General features: G+C 71.4%; 15 protein-coding genes. 7 read left to right on the top strand and 8 right to left on the bottom strand.

Features of this window, described 5'->3' with window-relative positions; translation table 11 throughout:
- Positions 1-7 precede the first annotated feature (7 nt).
- A complete protein-coding gene (locus tag ACF073_RS27065) occupies positions 8-565 on the bottom strand; it encodes a peptidylprolyl isomerase (RefSeq protein WP_392073977.1) in 558 nt (185 codons plus the stop codon).
- A 257-nt stretch (positions 566-822) separates the two neighbouring features.
- Between ACF073_RS27065 and ACF073_RS27060 the strand changes: the two genes are divergently transcribed.
- Positions 823-1,518, top strand: coding sequence for a DUF5324 family protein (locus ACF073_RS27060; RefSeq protein ID WP_392073976.1), 696 nt, complete (start codon positions 823-825; stop codon positions 1,516-1,518).
- An 82-nt stretch (positions 1,519-1,600) separates the two neighbouring features.
- Here ACF073_RS27060 and ACF073_RS27055 read toward each other — a convergent pair whose 3' ends face one another.
- The 4 genes from ACF073_RS27055 to ACF073_RS27040 all read right to left on the bottom strand — a co-directional run bounded on the left by ACF073_RS27055 (position 1,601) and on the right by ACF073_RS27040 (position 6,311).
- Positions 1,601-1,903: an acyl carrier protein gene (locus tag ACF073_RS27055; RefSeq protein WP_392073975.1), complete on the bottom strand. Its 303-nt coding sequence runs from the start codon at positions 1,901-1,903 to the stop codon at positions 1,601-1,603.
- Positions 1,900-2,961, bottom strand: coding sequence for an FkbH-like protein (locus ACF073_RS27050; RefSeq protein WP_392073974.1), 1,062 nt, complete (start codon positions 2,959-2,961; stop codon positions 1,900-1,902). The genes ACF073_RS27055 and ACF073_RS27050 overlap by 4 nt, the downstream gene beginning before the upstream one ends.
- A complete protein-coding gene (locus ACF073_RS27045; RefSeq protein ID WP_392073973.1) occupies positions 2,948-4,888 on the bottom strand; it encodes a GNAT family N-acetyltransferase in 1,941 nt (646 codons plus the stop codon). Before ACF073_RS27045 ends, ACF073_RS27050 begins: the two co-directional genes overlap by 14 nt.
- 166 nt (positions 4,889-5,054) lie before the next feature.
- Positions 5,055-6,311, bottom strand: coding sequence for a BtrH N-terminal domain-containing protein (locus ACF073_RS27040; RefSeq protein WP_392073972.1), 1,257 nt, complete (start codon positions 6,309-6,311; stop codon positions 5,055-5,057).
- Between ACF073_RS27040 and ACF073_RS27035 the strand changes: the two genes are divergently transcribed.
- A complete protein-coding gene (locus ACF073_RS27035; protein WP_392073971.1) occupies positions 6,310-6,690 on the top strand; it encodes an S-adenosylmethionine decarboxylase family protein in 381 nt (126 codons plus the stop codon). The genes ACF073_RS27040 and ACF073_RS27035 overlap by 2 nt on opposite strands.
- Before the next feature lie 157 nt (positions 6,691-6,847).
- Positions 6,848-7,033: a DUF3073 domain-containing protein gene (locus ACF073_RS27030; RefSeq protein WP_392073970.1), complete on the top strand. Its 186-nt coding sequence runs from the start codon at positions 6,848-6,850 to the stop codon at positions 7,031-7,033.
- A 48-nt stretch (positions 7,034-7,081) separates the two neighbouring features.
- Here the strand turns inward: ACF073_RS27030 and ACF073_RS27025 are convergent, their stop codons facing one another.
- On the bottom strand, positions 7,082-7,777 hold the full coding sequence (locus ACF073_RS27025) for an alpha/beta fold hydrolase (RefSeq protein ID WP_392073969.1): 696 nt from the start codon (positions 7,775-7,777) through the stop codon (positions 7,082-7,084).
- Between the two features lies 1 nt (position 7,778).
- Positions 7,779-8,786 carry a PIG-L deacetylase family protein gene (locus tag ACF073_RS27020; protein WP_392073968.1) on the bottom strand — a complete coding sequence of 336 codons (1,008 nt, stop codon included), beginning with the start codon at positions 8,784-8,786 and terminating at the stop codon, positions 7,779-7,781.
- A gap of 170 nt (positions 8,787-8,956) precedes the next feature.
- On the opposite strand from ACF073_RS27020, the gene ACF073_RS27015 reads away from it, so the two are divergent.
- From ACF073_RS27015 to ACF073_RS27000, 4 genes are all read left to right on the top strand, one after another.
- Entirely contained in the window at positions 8,957-9,598 is a 642-nt protein-coding gene (locus ACF073_RS27015) for a hypothetical protein (RefSeq protein WP_392073967.1), read from the top strand.
- Complete coding sequence (locus ACF073_RS27010) at positions 9,595-10,356, top strand: 4'-phosphopantetheinyl transferase family protein (protein ID WP_392073966.1); 762 nt, start codon at positions 9,595-9,597, stop codon at positions 10,354-10,356. The genes ACF073_RS27015 and ACF073_RS27010 overlap by 4 nt, the downstream gene beginning before the upstream one ends.
- Before the next feature lie 99 nt (positions 10,357-10,455).
- Positions 10,456-12,207 (top strand): B12-binding domain-containing radical SAM protein, encoded by a 1,752-nt coding sequence (locus tag ACF073_RS27005; RefSeq protein WP_392073965.1) that lies wholly within the window; start codon positions 10,456-10,458, stop codon positions 12,205-12,207.
- A 2-nt stretch (positions 12,208-12,209) separates the two neighbouring features.
- Positions 12,210-13,157, top strand: a complete 948-nt coding sequence (locus ACF073_RS27000) for a Gfo/Idh/MocA family protein (RefSeq protein WP_392073964.1) — start codon at positions 12,210-12,212, stop codon at positions 13,155-13,157.
- Here the strand turns inward: ACF073_RS27000 and ACF073_RS26995 are convergent.
- Complete coding sequence (locus ACF073_RS26995; RefSeq protein ID WP_392073963.1) at positions 13,118-14,284, bottom strand: radical SAM protein; 1,167 nt, start codon at positions 14,282-14,284, stop codon at positions 13,118-13,120. The genes ACF073_RS27000 and ACF073_RS26995 overlap by 40 nt on opposite strands.
- Positions 14,285-14,590 lie beyond the last annotated feature (306 nt).

Below are 14,590 nucleotides of genomic sequence, written 5' to 3'. Positions count from 1 at the left end.
TTCCCTTTCACCGGTGCGGGCGGACCGCGCCGGCACCGCCCGCGCGGCTCTCGATGGTCACCGACTCGATGACGACGTCGACGAGCGGCCGGTCGTTGCGCCCGGTCGGCACGCGCGCGATGGCGTCGACGACCTTCTGCCCGGCGGGCCCGCTGACCTCGCCGAAGATGGTGCGCTTGCCGTTCAGCCAGGTGCTCGGGGTGACGGTGATGAAGAACTGGGAGCCGTTGGTGCCCGGCCCCGCGTTGGCCATGGCCAGCAGATACGGGGTGTCGAAGGCCAGGTCGGAGTGGCACTCGTCCTCGAAGCCGTAGCCGGGGCCGCCGAGGCCGTTGCCCAGGGGATCGCCGCCCTGGATCATGAAGCCGCCTATGACGGCGTGGAAGACCGTGCCGTCGTAGAGCCGGTTCCTGGTCTTCTCGCCGGTGCGGGGATGGGTCCACTCGCGTTCGCCGCGGGCCAGCTCGACGAAGTTTCTGACCGTGACGGGAGCATGGAGGGGAAAGAGCCGCACCTCGATGTCGCCGAGGGTGGTCCTGAGGGTGGCGTAGAGCTGCTCGGCCACGGTCCGCCTTCCGTACGTTGTCGTCCGCCGCGACCCTTCGATCCTTCCACGCTCCCGGCCCCGCGTCGCCGGGCGGGCGGCGGGCCGCGGCGATTCGTGGCAGTGTCGACGACGGGCCCCTGTCGCCCGGAGACCGGCCGAAGGGGGCGGCCGGCACCCGAATGCCCGCCCGCGCATGCCGCACCGGTCCCCGGCAGGCATGATCCGTAAAAGGGCGGAAAGTCGAATTACCGTACGCCACCGAGGAGGAGGAACCCGTGACCCGCATCGACAGCGTGCGCGCCGCTACCGGCTCGGCTAAGGACAGCGTGCTGCACGCCGCGGAAGTGGTGGCGCCCTACGCCGACACGGCCAAGGAGCGTGCCGCGTTCTACGCGCAGGAGGCACGCGTACGGCTGGCGCCCGTGGTGTCGCAGGCCGCCGAACAGGCCCGCGTGCAGTACGACGCCCGGCTCGCCCCACGCCTTGAGCAGGCGCGCGCCCATGTGCCACCGAAGGTGGACCTGGCCGCGCAGGAAGCCGCCGTGCAGGCCCGCAAGGCCGCCCGGCAGGCCGCCGAGTACTCGCGCCCGAGGATCGAGCACGCCGTGGCGGCAGCCGCCCCGGTCCGTGAGGAGGCCGCCGCGCGGGGCGCCGCCGCCCTGGCCGCGCTGCGCGGTCAGGTCTCGGCAGAGGACATCCACAAACTGGTCCGGCGGCACGAGCGGCGGAGCCGGGCCGGCCGCGCCCTGAAGCTGCTCGCACTGGCGACCGCGCTGGCCGGCGGTGCCTTCGCGGCCTGGAAGTGGTGGGACAAGCAGGCCAACCCCGACTGGCTGGTGGAGCCGCCCGCCCCGACGGAGGTCCCCGACGGCGCCCGGCTGTCCGCCGTGGACGGCTCCGGCGACCTGGACCCCGAGGTCCGGGCGAAGCAGGCGGAGGACGACGCGGCGGACCGCGACGACGACGCCTGACACGCGTTCCCGCGCCCGGGCAGGCGGTGCCGACTGCGCCGCTGCCCGGCCGTTCCCTGACCCGTGGCCGCGCGGCCACGGGTCAGGCGCTGTCCTCCGGCGCCATCGAGAGGTGCCAGGCCACGAAGTCGACGAGCGTGGCGATGGATTCCAGGCAGTCCAGGCTCAGGTCCTGGGCCGCCACATCGACGCCGAAGCGGTCGGTGATCGTGGCCAGCAGGGTGACGCCGGCGAGGGACGACAGGGAGATCTCGGCGCCGAACAGCTTGGTATCGGCGGGCAGTTCCTCGAAGCGGGCCCGGTCCGCGCCCGTGGCGTCGGCCAGTATCCGGCGGATCTCCCGCTCCACCTGGGCCCGCTGCCCGTACAGGGAGTCTTCGGTCATGGGGTCGGTCCAATCGACAGCGGACGCATCCGTATCCAGGAGGGCAGGGCAGGCAGGTCGTCGTGGAGGGGCCGGCTCAGTGCCACCGCCGGCCGCGCGGGGCCGGCGCCCTCGGCGGCGCGCAGTCCGGCCTGCCGGAACAGCAGCCGCAGCTCGGTGTTGGCCTCGGTCGGCCGCATGTCCACCGCGAACACGTCGGCGCCCGCCGACCGGGCCTCTTCCATCAGCCACCGCAGGAACGCGACGGAGGCACCCCGGCCGGCGATCCGGCAGGACAGCGCCAGCAGCGGCACCGACCAGGTGGCGGCGCCGAGCCGCACCAGCGCCATGCCGATGACGCCGTAGTCCCCGAACCGGTCGCTCATCCGAGCCGTGAACAGCCGGTGGCCGCCCTGCTCGACGAGCGTCCTGACCTGCTCGCGGTCCAGCCCGGACGAGTTCAACCGATGGGTGCGCTCGGCGAGTTCGAGTGCCCGCGCAAGCTCCTCGCCGGACGCGGCACCTGCCTGGAGGCGCATCTCGCACCACCGCAGGAACTCTTCCCTGCCGCCCTCGAAACGCTCGCCCGCCCGGCGGCGGACCTCCTCGGTCCGGTAGAAGTCCGCGCGCGCCCGCGCCTCGGCGGTGACCGGCCGTCCGTCGAGGGCGGCCAGCAGCGCGGGCACCTCCTGCGGGCTCACCGCGCGCACCCCGGGCAGCAGGGCCGTCACCTCGGCCCGCTCGTACGGGGAGTCGTCGACCAGGAGGAGCGACTCGACCGCCACGCCCAGCCGCGCGGCGATCGCGCGCAGGGCGTGGCTCTTGTCCTGCCAGGAGACCTGGGGGGCCAGGAAGCGGGAGGCCAGCCGGGGGTCGCGGCCGATGCGCTCCAGCACCTCCGGGGCGCTACGGCTGGCGATGCTGCTGAGCACACCGTGCCCGGCGAGGGTGTCGACGGCGGCGAGCATGTCCGCGCGGACCTCGGGGAGCGCGTCGTCGGCGCGCTCGACCGCCACGCCGTCCCAGAGGGTGCCGTCGAGATCCCACACCACGCACTTGATGCCGTCAGCGTCCAGCATGGCTCGGATCCTGCCGTACGGGCGGCCGGCCCTCGTCCCCGGCCGGAAGGCGCAGCTTCATCACCAGATTGGTGGGGGCGAAGCCGAACTTGCGGTAGAGGGTGCGCATCGGGACGTTCCCCACGTGCACCCGGCCCACGACCTCGGTGAGCCCGTGCCGCACGGCGAACTCGAGGCCCGAGGAGATGAGCAGCTCCGCCACCTCGGCACGCCGCTCCACCGGGGCCACGGCCAGCGACCGGAAGTTCGCGTAGCGGTCCCCGGTCATCGTGTTCTGGTTGATGCTGACCCACAGCCAGCCGATCGCCGGGTCACCTGGACGGTGGGCGACGATCATCCCCTCCCTGGACTTCTCCATCGCGCGCGCCAGCCGCGTCTCGTGCCGCACGGGATCGTCCACGGCGTCACCGCCGAAAGAGACACGCGCGATGTCGACCTCGAACGCGCCGATCGCCGGCAGGTCCCGTTCGTCGGCCTGCCGGGTGACGTAGGGCGCCGCCCGGTCCGCCAGCAGATCCCGTTCGTCGGCGGTGGGCGGCTGCCAGATGTGGCCCGCCGGCGCGGGGGACGCGGAGAGGGCCGAGGAGGCGGAGAGAGCGGACGAGGTGAGGGTGGAGAAGGCCGAGGACGCGGCGGAGGCGGCCGGCGGGGCGAGGGCGGACGGCGCGGCGGGAGCGGCGGGGGGCTGGTCCGGCTCCCGGTCCGGCTCCTGGTCCGGGAGCCGGACCTGCGCCGGGGCAGCCGTCTCGTCGGCGGGGCCGGGCGCGGTGTCCTGGGACCGGGGGCCGTCGGGGTGCCGGGCCGCCGGAGGCTGCCGGTCCTGGCCCTCGGCGCCGTTGGGCACCAGCGGGCCCGGGCGGAAGGGGCCCTTGCCGCAGTTCGGGCAGCCCTCCGCGCGCAGGACGCCGACCGACGCCCACTTGGCGCCGGCGCCGACCCGGACCATCTCGCCGCACGCCACGCACTCGTACAGCCGCTGCCGCGAGCGCTTGTCCCCCGTGTAAAGGGGACCCGCGTAGCCGCCGTCCTGCGAGGGCGCGGTGGCGCTGGTGGTGAGGAGCTGCTGGAAGAACCCGACACCGCCGAGAATTCCGCTGCCTTCGTACTCGTTGAAGTTACGGATGTACCCGTTGGTGACGAGACCCAGCTCCATGATTTCGCGCTGCACCTGGAGCATTTCGTCCGGGCTCTTCCCGCCGAACGACAGGAAAATGCTGTGGGCCGGCCCCGGACGGAGCCCCTCGACCGCACGCGAAAGAAACAGCCGGGCGCCTTCGGGGGTGTACGGCGGATCGGTCATCGCCACATCGAACTGCCGTTGCAGCGTTTCCGGCAGCGGATTCCGCAGATCGTGCTGAACCGTCTCTATACGCGTACTGAATTCCGCCGACATCCGCTCGATATAACCGAGGATGTCGGGAGAGATGTCGACCACCGTCACCCGGTCGACGAGCGGTGCGCCCAGGACGTCCCCCACGACGGCGACCGCCAGCGAGATCAGGTCGTCGTCCCCGATCAGCAGCAGCGAACCGCCGGGCAGCGTGCCGGACGTCAGCAGCGCGAGGACCCGGCGCACCTTGGTCTCGGGCGTGCACTTCGACTGGTCCAGCGCCATGTCGGCCGCCGGCCCGTCCCCCATGATCTCCTCGAGCCGGGCGACCGCCCGTTCCAGCACCTCGGGGATCACCAGTTCCCGCCCGTCGCACGTGCGGCAGGTGGCGTCCATCGTGAGATCCATGCCCAGTTCCGTGACGAGTGCCCGGCCGGCCGGGGTCAGCTGCGACGGACGCTCCCGGGTGATCAGCCCACGGGTGCGCAGTTCGTTGCCCACGGCCGCCACGATCGGCACGGGCAGCCCCACGGCCCGGCTGATGTCCTTCGTCGAGGCCGGAGCCAGCCGCCGGATGGCCCGCAGGATCGACCGCACCCCCGGGGGCCCCTCCTGCAGCCTGACAGCGTCCGCGACGTCATTGAGCACTCGGTCGGCACTGACACTGCGGCGTCGTCGACGGGCGTTCGTCACAATGTTGCTCCACGTGGGGTGAGAATGTTCGTGCCAGTATACGGGGCCGGAGAACCGCGACGCCAGGCGTCTAAGAATGCCCCAGCAATTCCCGCAGGAGGCTGTTCCACCCCATTTCCCGGTCTGCAATCGCGTCCAGCATGTCGGCTATTCGCAGCACTGCGGGAGTGCCTTTTCTAATCCGCAGGAAGAAGTAATTTCGAATCGTCTCCCACTGCCTGGCGAGCGCGTCCGCCTCGGCCGCCGCCTCGGTCAGCGCGGGCACCTCGCAGAGCCCCGCCGCCAGCCGCAGATACCGTGCGTTGAGCGCCCGCTGGCTGGCCAGTTCGCCGAACCAGGCGCTCATCTCCGTCATGGTCGGCGCCGAGGGCGTGGCGAACGCCTCGGGCCGCTCGCGCAACTGCCGCACGCCCGACCGCAGCGGGCCCTGTTCACCCGACTCCTCCGTATAGACGGCGGCCGTGTCCCGGATCGCCGCCCGCAGGCGCTCCCCCGAAGGGGGCCCGGGACGGCCGGCCCCCGGCTTGACGACGAGGGTGCGGTGGCGCCAGTCCGGGTCGCCCCGGAGGCCGTCCGCCAGTTCCGGCGCGGACATGGCGGCCAGGAGAACCCGTGCCTCGACCACGCCCTCGAAGAGCGAACCCCGGTAGCGGTCCACCACGTCGAAGCCGTCGTCCGTGGCGGAGCGCAGCACCACCCGGTGGCAGTGGTGCTGCTGCTGGTACTGCGAGGTGTACGGCATATGGAAGGCGTCGACGAACACGATGACCGGCGTGCCCTCGGCGAGCCGCTCGCCGAGGTGTTCGGCGACCTCGTCCGGGCCGCCGTGCACCCGCTCGTCCGCCGTCAGGCCGTACCACGCGGACAGGGCCTGTTCGGCCGTCCGCCGACGGGTGCACACGTTCTCGAAGGGCCACTCCGTCTGGCTGAGCGGCCGGCTCCGGTACCCCCAGTCGTCGCCCAGGACGGAGGGGTCGCGGCCCAGCCAGGCCGCCACCGTGCCGAACGTGGCCGTAATGCAATCCAGGGCGAAGAAATCCGAGTCGCCCTTCGACGGCCTTACCAAGACAATGCACCCCTCCGCTGGCCGGCCAACAACGCGTCGGCAGGCGCCGTAGCAGGCAGACCCGCAGGGCGACCGCTGTGCGCTGCGGTAGGTTACCCTGGTTGCTAGGCTGGTGTGCCTAAGTGTCGGCAGTCGGGATGTCAAGGCTCCGATCCGGTCACAGTGATCATTTGACTGTGAGCGTTGCGAAATCACCGTTGTGAATCCCCTTGGAGAGGAGATGCGGGAAGCGGCTTCGACGGCTGTTTCCCGGAGCGCCATGAGTAATCCCGCGGAACTCGCCACCGAAGGCATAGACGTAGACGACCTGTGCTCCTACGCGGTCGACGTCTGGGTCAGTGACCACAGCATTCTCACCGACCAGGAGCGCCTTCTGAAGGTGCTCCGCGACGCTGCCGAGAAGGGCAACGCAACGGTTCTCGGGGAGGCTTCACACGTCTTTCCCAACGGTGCCGTGACCGCGATTCTCCTGCTTTCCGCCTCGCACCTGAGCATTCACACCTGGCCGGAATTCAGCCTTGCCAATGTCGACCTGCTTGCTTACGGCCGGCTGAACGGCGAGCGCATGATGCAGAGCGTCGAACTGGGGCTGTCGCCCACCAAGATCAACGTGACCCGGATGCTCCGCGCGGTCCACTGACCGCTGCCGTTCCGGATCCGGGCCGTCCGCCCGGCGCTTCGGCGTGTCTGCTGGGAACAGGCCGACTGAGCTAGCATGGGCTGTGGTCTAGGGAGAGTGCCGGTCGCGGGGATGACGTAAGGGCCCCCGTGTCCGGGCATCTGTGAGGAGATGGATCATGGGACGCGGTCGCGCACGTGCGAAGCAGGCCAAAATCGCTCGCGAACTCAAGTATCACGCCCCCACCACCGACCTCAGGGCCCTCCAGCAGGAACTCGCGACACCCGGCGACGAGGACCGTCGCGCCGACCTCCTGGTGGACGAGGACGAGAGCGACGACCCGGAGCGCCCCATCGACTCCTAGCGCGTTCCCGCCTCTTCCTTCCCGCCCCCGGACGACCCGCCCTCCCCGTCACAGCCAGCCCTTCAGCGACTCCAGAAACATGTCGAACTGATCGCGGTGGGGGGCGTGACTCGCGCCGGGAAGCGTGCGCACCTCGAAGCCCCGCCGCGTGAGGTCCCGTCTGTTCTCGGGGCTGACCAGCGAGCTGGGGTCCGCCGCCTGGACCAGTGAAGGCACCAACGGCTCGTCCGGTGTGTGGTCGACGTCGCGGTATTGGGAGAGCGTCAGGGCCGAGTTCTCGTCCCACGCCCGCACGGCCCGGAGTTCCGCGGCGGCCCGGTCGCCGTCCCACTCCGGCCGGAAGGTCTTCATCAGCAGCCGGGGCACCCGTTTGAGGAGCGCGAAGGACGCCGGGTCCAGCGTGCCGTCGGGTCCGCCGAGCCGCCAGGCGGGCTCCACGTACACCGCCCGCGCGGGCCGCAGCCGTCCCACCGCGAGCGCCACCGCCAGGGCGCCAAGGGAGTGGCCCACCGTCAGCTCGGGGCCCGCGGGCAGCGTGTCCACGAGGTCGTCGGCGAAGTCCCCCGGGGTGTACCGCCCCCGGGGGCTGCGGCCGTGGCCGCGCAGATCGACCGCGACGACCCGGTAGCCCTCGGCGGTCAGCACCGGCACCAGCGGATCCCAGGTGTGATGGTCCGCCATGATGCCGTGCACCAGCACGGCCACCCGGTCGCCCGCGCCCCACTGGCGCGTGTGCAGCCGCATCTCAGTCCGCTGCCCCGACGGGTGCCTCGGCCAGCCGTCGAACCGCCTTGTGGGAGGCGGCCGTCGCCCACAGGCGTTCCGCCGAGGCGGCCCCCGGACCGCCGTCCCCCGTCCGCTGCGCGAGGTTCCTGCCGTACCGGACGATCCGGCGGGTGGTGGCCTCCAGCACCTGGAGCCGGTACGGCCACAGCGACTCCTGCTTCACCTCCACGGCCCGCTCGTCCAGCGGAACCGGCACGCCGGACAGCGGCTCCCCCCACGCGAGGGACAGCTCCGCCGCCGCCGGGGCGGGGTCGGCGAAGAGCGAGTACGGCATGTCCTCGTAGAACGCCACCCGTTCAGCGGCCACGTCGCCGGCGGCCACCAGCGCGCGCACGGCCTCCCGGGCCAGCACGTGGTCGACATGGCCGCCGACCGCGAGCGGCACCAGCACGAGCCGGTCGCCGGCCAGCGGGCCGGCCAGGTCCTCGGTGATCCGGGCCAGCAGCCCGGGCTCGGCCGCGCGGACCCGGGCCGCCGCGTCGTCCTGGACGAAGAAGCCCTCGCTCCAGGCCGGCCGGGCCTCGCCGTCCACGTGGCCCAGCAGCGTCAGGGAGGCGTCCAGCACGCGGCAGGCGACGCGCTCCTCCTCGATGAGCATCCGGGAGGCGAGTTCGGGGCGCTGCTGGTAGTAGGGGCGCCGGGTCCAGGTCTCGTGCGAGAACACGTCGACCACGTGAGCGCCGAAGCGGTGCACCAGACCGCCCAGGGCCAGCTGGGCGTCGTCCGGATGCGGGGAGACGACGATCGGGGGGAGCCCGGGGGCCGCGGTACGGGCGGCCTCGGCCGGCGCGACGACCAGCAGCCCCGCCGTGTACCAACGGGCGATCAGGTCCTGGTCCTTGGGGCTCCAGGACGCCAGCGCCCGGCTCCCGTCGCACTCCTGGGCCAGCCGGGCCCCGTCCGCCGGGAACAGGCCGCCGTCCAGCGGCTCGCCCAGGAACTGCGCTGACGGTCCCTCATGCGCCAAGTGCGGGAGCACGAGAGGGCGGTCGGACGGAGCGAGTGCCTTCGTCGACCGCCTTACGGGCGGTGGGGCAGGGCGCTGCGACATGACGAGCAGTGTAAAGCAACGTCCGATCATGGAACTATGGGAGAAGCACCCTTGAAGAAGACTTCAGACACGGTGGAGGGCTGACCATGTACGTACTGGCCTGGGGTCTTGAACCGGTCGACCGAGCCGCCGTGGAAGCGGCCTGCGAGCAGGTCGGCCTTCCTCTGGAGACGCCGGACTCCGGCACTCCGGCCGACCACCACCGGGACGATCTGCTGGTCGCCTTCCTCGGTGCGGGCGCCGCCGGCACGGCGTTCGCCGACCCGCGCGAGATCACCGCGTCCGGTGCCTACGTCGTCACCGTGCAGAACGCCCCGAACGCCAAGGACACCCTGCGGGCCGTGCGGTCGGGCTCCAGCTTCCTGATGGCCTCGCCGCTGGGCGGCGAGCGCCTGGTGTCGTTCCTTACCTATCTGCGGGACGTCGCGGCGCCCGCCGCCGCCCAGGTCCTCGAACTGGGCGCCGACGGAGTCCTCGCCACCCCGTCCGCCTCCGTCCAGCTCACCGAGGGCGAGGTGAAGGCGCTGCGCGCGCTCGGCGACACGTCCGCCCGCATCGTCGCCCGCCCCGAGCTGCTGCGCCTGACCGGCGAGGACCCGCGCGACCTGCTGGAGGCCCTGCGTGCGCGGTTCCGTGAGATCGGCTCCGGCGCGCAGATCCTGAAGGTGCCGCACATGGGCTTCCGGCTGGTCGGCGAACTCCGCGTCGAGACCGCCGCCGCCCGGTGACCACGGCCGCGGACGCGGTCACCGCGGACCCGCCCCGGCCCGTCCAGGTGTGGTGGGCCCGGCTGTCCGAGGACCGCACCGCGCTGGCCGGACTGCTCGACCCGGTGGAGCGGGGCCGCCACGAGGCGACGGCCGACCCGCTCAACCGCCAACAGTTCCTGGTCGGTTGCGCGCTGAGCCGGCTGGTGCTCGGCCGGCTGCTCGGCGTCCCGGCGGCGGACGTGCCGCTGCGCCGGGTGTGCCCGCGCTGCGGGGGCCCGCACGGCAGGGTCACCCTGGACCCGGCGGCGGACCCGCGGGGCGAGATCAGCTTCTCGATCAGCCACAGCGGCCCCACCGTGGGCCTGGCCGTGTGCCGCGGCGCCGAGGTCGGTCTCGACGTGGAACGGGTCGAGAACGCGCCAGATGTGGACCTGGTGGCGCCCCGCGTCCTGTCAGCGGCCGAACTCGCCGTCCTGCGGGCGCTCGCCCCGGACCGCCGCCCCGGCGCCCTGCTGCGCTACTGGACCCGCAAGGAGGCGGTGCTCAAGGCCCTGGGCATCGGACTGCGGCTGCCGCCCCGGCGCCTCGAGGTGTCGGCGCCCGACGCGCCGGCCCGGGTCGACGGGTGGCAGGACCGGCCCGAACTCGTGGCGCGGCTCCGACTGACGGACCTGCTGGTGGAGGGCCGGCACCCCGCCAGCGTCTGCGTGACCGGGGGCCGGAAAATAGATCTCGTCCAAAATGACGCTCATACACTGTTGTTGACAGTCCGGTAGCAGCTGGATCCCCAAGGTGCAACGGTGTTGGGGGCAGCAGAGGCATGTGTACGATCCACATCTACCCAGGCGGAGATCCGGGGGAAGGACCACACTCAGATGACGGACGTTGTTCTGTTGACTCCGCGGGAGATCAACACCGGTAGCGCCAGCCTGAACAATCAGAACGTGGCGATCACGGACGAAGAGTATGTGGCGCTCGATCCCGCGCTCCGCGCCTTCTACGAAAAGGTGCGGGAAAACCTCGGACTCGCCTGCATCACGGGATACCTGCGGCACGCGGGACACTCGGTCACCTCGCTGAACCTGCACGGCCGCGCCCCGACCGACGAGGCCATCATCGAGCTGATCCGCCGGGAGAAACCCCGGTTCGTGGGCATCAGCATCATGTACGACCTGCACATCATCGACGCCATCCGGCTCATCCGGTGCGCCCGGACCGCCGACCCCGATGTCTTCATCGCCATCGGCGGTGCCTTCTGCACGTACAACGCCAAGCTCATCGCCGAGAAGGTGCCGGAGGCGAACTGCGTCGCCTTCGGCGAGGGCGAGCTGACCGTCGTCGGGATCGTGGACCGGCTGAAGTCGGGCGCCGACTGGCGCGAGACACCCGGGATCTACTACCGGGACGGGGACCGGATCCGCACCAGCGGCATGCCCGTACTGCCGGACCTCATGAATATGGTCTGGCCGGCCCGCGATGTCCTGGAGACGCACCGGGCCGCCGGTATCGCGACTCCGGTGGCCTCCACCTTCACCAGCCGCGGCTGCCACGCGAAGTGCACTTTCTGCTACGCCCCGCGCCAGCCCGGCGTCGTCGACGGATTCTGGCGGCTGCGTCCGCCGGGTGACGTCGTCGACGAGATCGCCTACTTGCAGCGCGAGTTCAACACCCGGTTCATCTGGTTCAACGACGACAACTTCGGCGGTGCGTTCAGCAACGGTTTCGCGCATGCCGTGGAATTCGCCGAAGAAGTGCTGCGGCGCGGTCTGAAGTTCCAGTTCCACTGCGAGTTCCGGGTCGACTCGGGGCTGATCGACCACGAGGCGCTCGGCCTGCTGCGCCGGGCCGGCCTCGCCTCGGCGCTGCTCGGCATCGAGTCGGGCTCGCCCGGCATGCTGCGGCGCTTCAAGAAGGGCACCACCGTGTCCTACAACCTCGACGCCGCCCGGATGTTCAAGCGCGAGGGCCTAGGCCTCGACCCCGGCTGGATCATGATCGAGCCCAAGACCTCCCTGGACGAGCTGTGGGAGAACCTGGGCTTCATCGTGGCCGCGCGGATCCACGAGACCGACAACCCCTTCTTCCTCATCAACCGCGCCATCGCCCTGCGCGGCACGGAGATGTACGACCGGATCGAGGAACCGCTGATCCCGGCGGACATCGCCGACCGGGAGGGGGACGCCTTCGACATCCTGCGCACCGCCCGCCGCGACTACCGCGTGCCCGACCCGCGCGTCGAGGCGCTGTGGGACGCGTGGAGCGAGATAGGCGAGGAGATCAGCGACTGGAAGGAGAACGTCACCCCGTTCCTCGCCCAGTCCCTCGCCGGGGCCGTCCGGCGGCTGCGCGGCACGCCGGAGGGCGCCGCCGCGGACGGACCGCGCGCGCTGCTGCACCGGCTGCGGGCCTGGCGCAACGGACTTCCCGAGCTGTTCCTGACCTTCCTCAACTTCGGTCTCGTGCTGGCGGAGAGTGATCCGCCGGACCTGGCCACGCGCCTGCACACCGAGCTGCGCGCGGTCGTGGCGGAGTACGACGAAGAGCACCTGGGCGGCCCGTTCACCGAGTTCAAGGAGCGCGTCGACAGCGTGTGCGCGCCCCGCCAGCCTGTCGGAGCGGGAGCCTAGAGATGACTCTGCGTTACGGTGTGATCGGCTGCGGCCGGGTCTTCCAGCGCTACCACCTGCCCGTGGTGACCCAGCACGCGGACTTCGAGCTGGTGGCCGTGTGCGACGCGGACGAGGACAGCGCCCGCAAGGTGCTGGGCCCGGCCGCGGACGGGGTGCTGGTCACCGGCAGCCTGACGGAGTTCCTGGCCGCCGGCCGGCCCGATGTGGTCGCCGTGTGCACCCCCAACGACGCGCACGCCGAGCCGGTGCTCGCCGCCCTGGCGGCCGGGGCCCGGGTGCTGTGCGAGAAGCCGCTCGCCGCGGACCTCGACTCGGCGCGGGAGCTGGCCGGGGCGGCGTCCGACGGCCGGCTCTCGGTGAACCTCCCCTACCGCTTCCACGAGCTGGTGCCGGTCTTCCGCGACGCGCTGCCCGCGGAGCCGCGACAGATCACCCTGACCTTCACCACCGCCGGCCAGCGCCTGTGGCGGCCGGTGACGAACTGGTACGGGGACGCGCGGCGGGCCGGCGGCGGCGCACTGCTCGACCTCGGTTCCCACGCCCTCGATCTGCTGGAGGCGGTGTTCGGCACCCCCAAGGCGGTGAGCTGCCGGGTCGACCGGCCCGGCGCGGAGGAGCGGGTGGTGGCCGAGGTGGAGCTGCCCGGGGGCCCGGCGACCGTGCGCATCGACCGGGCCAGCCGCACCCTCGGCCTTTCCCTGGAGGTGGTCGGGGCGGACGGCGAGAGCACGGTCCTCGACCTCAAGCGGGGCGAGGTCCGCGGCGCCGGCGGCGTGGTCGCGGCGCGGGAGCGGCAGCCTGAGCTGGCCGCGATCCGCGGCTTCCTCGACGCGGTGGCGGGCCGCCCCGGCGGCCGGACGGTACCGGCCGCCGAAGCACTCCGGGTGCAGGAGCTGATCGCGGAGCTCTACGCCGTCTCGGTCCCCGAGGAGACACTGACCGTCTGATCCCCGGCCGCCGCGCCCGCCGCACCGGCGGCGCCGGCGGTCATGGGGCGGAACGCCGCCTTCAGCTGGCGCAGCCGGGCCAGCGACCGCTCGCCCGAGTACAGGTGCGTACCGGCGATCTCCTCCTCCGTGATCCGGTCGAGGAAGTAGAGGTTGAGCACGTCGGACGGTGTCGCGCAGGTCTTGCAGAAGGCGAAGCGCGGCCGCTCGTGCATGAACAGGTCGTAGTGCTGGTGGGAACCGTACTGATCGAGCAGCAGGGTCCGGTTCTCCGCCAGGTTGCCCATCGGCTTGACCCAGGCGTGCGGGCAGGCCGACACATCGCCCTGGCCGAACAGCTGGGCCATCGTCGCGGTCACGAAGCACCCCATGGTCCGCACGTTGGTGCGCAGCTGCTCGGCCATGTGCTCCACATAGGCACGCGGCGGCAGCACGGAGCTGAACTCGTCGTAGCGCTCCACCAGGGGCACCAGGTGATCGCCGGCCGGCGGGCCCATCCGGTCGAAGGTCTCGCCGCGCACCGGGAAGAAGTACAGCGTCGCCAGGCCGGCGTACCGCTCCCGCAGGAATTCGGCGAACTCCAGCTGCCCGTCGTAGTTGGCGTCGGTGAGCACGGACTGGATGTCGATTTTGATCCCGGCCTTGGCCGCCGTGTCGAGCCCGCGCATGATGACGTCGTGCAGCTTGGCCTGCTTGGGCGGCAGCCGGTGCTTGTTCAGTTCCAGCGTGTGACCGTCCAGCGAGATGTTCAGCTGGACGTTGCCCAGTGCGGCGAGCGCCTCGACGCGCCGTTCGTTCAGGAACACGCCGTTGGTGATGACCTGAACCGTCTCGTAACGCCGGCTGGCCTCCTCGACGAATTCCGTCGAACCCTTCAGCCAGAAGAATTCACCGCCGGACAGCCGCAGAATGGGCGCGTCCACGTGCTCGTGGTACAGGTCCAGTATCTCGTGCCAGTCCTGGCGCCGGTCGGTGGTCAGCCGCAGCCGGGCGTCCGGCACGTTCATGAGGAGGTTGTACTCCTCGGTCAGGCAGTAGGAGCAGCGCATCTGGCAGAGCTGCTCCTCGATCACCATGTCATTCACCAGGAACGGCAAACGATCGCCGTCCGTCGCCATGGCGGTCATGGCGGAACGAAATTTTTCCTTGAGACGCATGAGATTTCCCCGGAAGAGATTCGATGGACGTGCTCTCCGGCAGGCGATCGGGTCGTCCGCGGTTCCTGCCTGCAGCGGTGGCCATGGGACGGCGTGAAGCAACCCTAACTCCCCGTCATCGGGCGCACCAGGGGCCCTCCGTCCGGGCACCCCGTCAGCCATGCTCCCCGATATGGCCTGTGTCACGCGAAACTGAGGCCACATCAGCAACAGTCGCGACCCGCTCGAAGAGCCCGGCCGGGGCCCTGCGTTAGCATTTGCGCGGCCGGTGGGAAT

Origin of the sequence: Streptomyces sp. NPDC015171, assembly GCF_043079545.1 — a bacterium.
In the GTDB taxonomy this organism is placed as follows: Bacteria; Actinomycetota; Actinomycetes; order Streptomycetales; family Streptomycetaceae; genus Streptomyces.
This window is presented reverse-complemented; position numbering and strand designations above follow the sequence as displayed.

What these genes read in the sequence shown, in the direction of transcription:
- ACF073_RS27055 (WP_392073975.1), bottom strand. Translation starts at nt 1,903, where the DNA reads ATGACCGAAGACTCCCTGTACGGGCAGCGGGCCCAGGTGGAGCGGGAG.
- ACF073_RS27050 (WP_392073974.1), bottom strand. Translation starts at nt 2,961, where the DNA reads ATGCTGGACGCTGACGGCATCAAGTGCGTGGTGTGGGATCTCGACGGC.
- ACF073_RS27035 (WP_392073971.1), top strand. Translation starts at nt 6,310, where the DNA reads ATGAGTAATCCCGCGGAACTCGCCACCGAAGGCATAGACGTAGACGAC.
- ACF073_RS27040 (WP_392073972.1), bottom strand. Translation starts at nt 6,311, where the DNA reads ATGGCGCTCCGGGAAACAGCCGTCGAAGCCGCTTCCCGCATCTCCTCT.
- ACF073_RS27030 (WP_392073970.1), top strand. Translation starts at nt 6,848, where the DNA reads ATGGGACGCGGTCGCGCACGTGCGAAGCAGGCCAAAATCGCTCGCGAA.
- ACF073_RS27025 (WP_392073969.1), bottom strand. Translation starts at nt 7,777, where the DNA reads ATGCGGCTGCACACGCGCCAGTGGGGCGCGGGCGACCGGGTGGCCGTG.
- ACF073_RS27015 (WP_392073967.1), top strand. Translation starts at nt 8,957, where the DNA reads ATGTACGTACTGGCCTGGGGTCTTGAACCGGTCGACCGAGCCGCCGTG.
- ACF073_RS27005 (WP_392073965.1), top strand. Translation starts at nt 10,456, where the DNA reads ATGACGGACGTTGTTCTGTTGACTCCGCGGGAGATCAACACCGGTAGC.
- ACF073_RS27000 (WP_392073964.1), top strand. Translation starts at nt 12,210, where the DNA reads ATGACTCTGCGTTACGGTGTGATCGGCTGCGGCCGGGTCTTCCAGCGC.
- ACF073_RS26995 (WP_392073963.1), bottom strand. Translation starts at nt 14,284, where the DNA reads ATGACCGCCATGGCGACGGACGGCGATCGTTTGCCGTTCCTGGTGAAT.